The 3,004-nt window shown below is 72.2% G+C and carries 3 protein-coding genes and 2 pseudogenes; 4 read left to right on the forward strand and 1 reads right to left on the reverse strand.

The features are described from left to right. The 4 genes and pseudogenes from D180_RS23595 to D180_RS22065 form a co-directional block, all read left to right on the forward strand. Nucleotides 1-145, forward strand: a pseudogene (locus D180_RS23595) (threonine/serine dehydratase); the annotation flags it as partial. Further along, nucleotides 142-765, forward strand: a complete 624-nt coding sequence (locus D180_RS22055; protein ID WP_017914486.1) for a YdcF family protein — start codon at nt 142-144, stop codon at nt 763-765. The pseudogene D180_RS23595 and the gene D180_RS22055, both read left to right, overlap by 4 nt. 31 nt (nt 766-796) lie before the next feature. Next, nucleotides 797-1,225, forward strand: coding sequence for a ketosteroid isomerase-related protein (locus D180_RS22060; protein WP_017914487.1), 429 nt, complete (start codon nt 797-799; stop codon nt 1,223-1,225). A gap of 116 nt (nt 1,226-1,341) precedes the next feature. Beyond that, the gene (locus D180_RS22065; protein WP_043091546.1) at nt 1,342-2,856 is read left to right on the forward strand and encodes a glycosyltransferase family 39 protein; all 1,515 of its coding nucleotides are present in this window, start codon (nt 1,342-1,344) and stop codon (nt 2,854-2,856) included. Here the strand turns inward: D180_RS22065 and D180_RS22070 are convergent. Continuing rightward, nucleotides 2,824-3,004 (reverse strand): annotated as a pseudogene (locus D180_RS22070) (malonyl-[acyl-carrier protein] O-methyltransferase BioC); the annotation flags it as partial. The gene D180_RS22065 and the pseudogene D180_RS22070 overlap by 33 nt on opposite strands.

Raw genomic sequence — 3,004 nt, forward strand, 5'->3', positions numbered from 1 at the left:
GCTCAAGCAGGTGGTGGAGCCGTCCTCGGCGATCGCCCTGGCGGCGGTGCTGGCACAGCCGGCGCGTTTCGCCGGGCGCCGCGTCGGGGTGATCCTGTCCGGCGGCAACGTCGACCTGGACGCCTTGCCGTGGGGCGCGGCATGAGTGCGCGGGGCGGCTTCCGCTGGCTGCGCTGGCTGCTGCGCCTGGCGGCGCTGCTGGGGCTGTGGCTGCTGGGCGTGGCGATCTACATCGTCTGGGTCGGCGACCGCGACCAGGCGGCGCCGGCCGACGCGATCATCGTGCTCGGCGCCGCGGCCTACGACGCCAAGCCCTCGCCGGTGTTCGAAGAGCGCATCCGTCATGGCCTTGACCTGTACCAGCGCGGCTACGCGCCGACCCTGATCTTCACCGGCGGCTTCGGCAACGGCGCGCGCTTCGCCGAGTCGCAGGTGGCCCGGCGCTACGCGCTGCGCCACGACGTGCCGGCCGACGCGATCCTGATCGAGACGGTGTCGCGCACCACCCGGCAGAACCTGATCGAGGCGCGGCGGCTGATGCGCGAACACGGCCTGCACCGGGTGATCGTGGTCAGCGATCCGCTGCACATGGCACGGGCGCTGCGGCTGTGCCAGGAACTGCAGATCGACGCCCTGGCGTCGTCGACCCCGAGCAGCCGTTTCCGCAGCTTCCAGACCCGCTGGCGCTTCCTGCTGCAGGAGCTGTACTTCTTCCATCGCGACCTGCTGGAGCGGGGCGTTGAGCACGGCGGCGAGACCGTATGATGGGCCTTTCCACGGCCCGAGGGAGGCAGCCATGAGCAACCACGGAGTTCCTGCGCAGGACCAGGCCATCGCCCTGGTGCAGGCCTATTACGCCGCGTTCAACCGCGGCGACTGGGACGGCATGCTGGGCATGCTCACCGACGATGTCGCCCACGATCTCAACCAGGGCGCGCGCGAGACCGGCAAGGAGGTCTTCGCCGCCTTCCTGCAGCGCATGAACGCCAGCTACCGCGAGCAGTTGCACGACATCGTGGTGCTGGCCGCGCAGGACGGCCGCCGCGCCGCCGCCGAGTACGTGGTGCATGGCGAATACCACCACACCGACACCGGCCTGCCGGAGGCGCGCGGCCAGCGCTACGTGCTGCCGGGCGGGGCGTTCTTCGACATCCGCGACGGCAGGATCGCCCGGGTGAGCAACTACTACAACCTGGAAGACTGGATCGCGCAGGTCTCTGCCTGAGCCACGCGCCGGCCTGAGGCCGGCGCGTTCGCGCTGTCGCAAAACTGTCCGCCGGCCGTCATCTGCGGCCGCAGGCGCGGTGACTATGGTCGCCGCGTCGACCGAGAGGACTGCCGATGCGCGCGCTGCTTCGTTCCCCGGCCGTCGCGGTGGCGCTGCTGGCCTGCACCCTCGCGCTGGCCCTGCTGGGCGCCCGCGGCATCTGGGATGCCGACGAGGGCCGCTACTCCAATGTCGCGCTGAACATGCTGCACAGCGGCGACTGGCTCACGCCCCGGCGCAGCGAGGACGTGGCGCATTGGACCAAACCGCCGTTGACCTACTGGGCGATCGCCGCCAGCGTCGCCGTGTTCGGGCCGTCGCCCTGGGCGGCGCGGTTGCCGTCTGCGCTGTCCTACCTGCTGTGCGTGCTGCTGGTGTGGCGCCTGGCCGCGCGGCTGTTTCCCGAACGCCCTGAGCTGCCGGCGCAGGCGGCACTGCTGTACGCGACCATGCTGGCCCCGTTCGGCGCGGCGCAATGGATTTCCACCGACTTCCTGCTCGCCGCCTGCGAGACCCTGGCGGTGTGGGCCTTCGTCGAAGCGCGGGCGCATCCGCCCGGACAGGGCAAGCGCTGGATCGCGGCGATGTGGGCCGGCTTCGCCCTGGCGTTCATGACCAAGGGCCCGCCTGGCCTGCTGCCGCTGCCGGCGCTGCTGCTGTTCAACGCGGTGACGCCGGGGCCGCCGCGGCGTGCGCTGCAGCTCTCCGGCATCGTCTTGTTCGTGGTGCTGGCGCTGCCCTGGTACCTGGCGGTGATCCACGGCCATCCGGGATTGCTGCAGTACTTCGTCGGCGACGAGGTGGTCAAGCGCGTGGCCAGCGATGCGTTCGGGCGCAACGCGCAGTGGTACGGCTGGGCGGTGGCGTATGCGCCGATCCTGGTCCTGGGCACGCTGCCGTGGACTCCGGCCCTGGCGCGTTGGGCCTGGCAATTGCCGCGGCAGCTGCGGCAGTGGTGGCGCGACCCGGCGTTGCGCCTGCAGCAGGCCGCGCCGCTGCTGCTGACCCTGTGGCTGCTGCTGCCGTTGCTGGTGCTGTGCCTGTCGCGCTCGCGGTTGCCGCTGTACGTGCTGCCGCTGTTCGTGCCGCTGGCATTGCTGGCGGCGTGGCAGCGCGCGCAGGAGGGCCGGGCGCCGTGGCGCTGGCCGTGGCTGCTGGGCTGGTGCGGATTGCTGCTGGCGCTCGAACTGGCCGTGGCGCTGCTGCCCACGCACAAGGATGCCGGCGCCTGGGCGCAGGCGATCGCGCAGCGTGCCGATGCGCCGGTGCGCGAGGTGGTGTTCGTCGAGGACATGGCGCGCTACGGCCTGCGCCTGGAGCTGGGCGCGCAGGTACGCAAGATCCGCCTGGACCCAGTGCGCGACGCGCCGCGTTTCGGTCCCGAATACGACGCCGATCTGCTCACGGTGTTGCGGCAACCGCGCGCCGGGCGGGTGTGGGTGTGCAAGCAGGAGGCCTGGCCGCAGGTCGCCGCGCGCATCGCCGCGCAGGGCGCACAGGCGCAAGCGTTGGGGATGCCCTACCAGGGTCGGGTGCTGTTCCGGGTGCTGCCTGGCTCAGGCGCCGCGGCGGCGGATCGGGATCGCTGACAGCGGCACCGCGGCGATCTCGCCGCCGCCTTCGCGGATCGGCGCGCCCGGCGGCGGCGCCCAGGCGTGCGCGTAGATCACTTCCCACGTGCTGGGCAGGGTGCCGTCGGCGCCGCGCAGCGGCTCGTAGGCGGCGCTGGCGGCGGCG

It is taken from the genome of Xanthomonas sp. SHU 166, from assembly GCF_000364685.1.
In the GTDB taxonomy this organism is placed as follows: domain Bacteria; phylum Pseudomonadota; class Gammaproteobacteria; order Xanthomonadales; family Xanthomonadaceae; genus Xanthomonas_A; species Xanthomonas_A sontii.

Excerpts from the sequence above, each read along its gene's own strand:
- D180_RS22055 (WP_017914486.1), top strand. The coding sequence starts at position 142 with ATGAGTGCGCGGGGCGGCTTCCGCTGGCTGCGCTGGCTGCTGCGCCTG.
- D180_RS22060 (WP_017914487.1), top strand. The coding sequence starts at position 797 with ATGAGCAACCACGGAGTTCCTGCGCAGGACCAGGCCATCGCCCTGGTG.
- D180_RS22065 (WP_043091546.1), top strand. The coding sequence starts at position 1,342 with ATGCGCGCGCTGCTTCGTTCCCCGGCCGTCGCGGTGGCGCTGCTGGCC.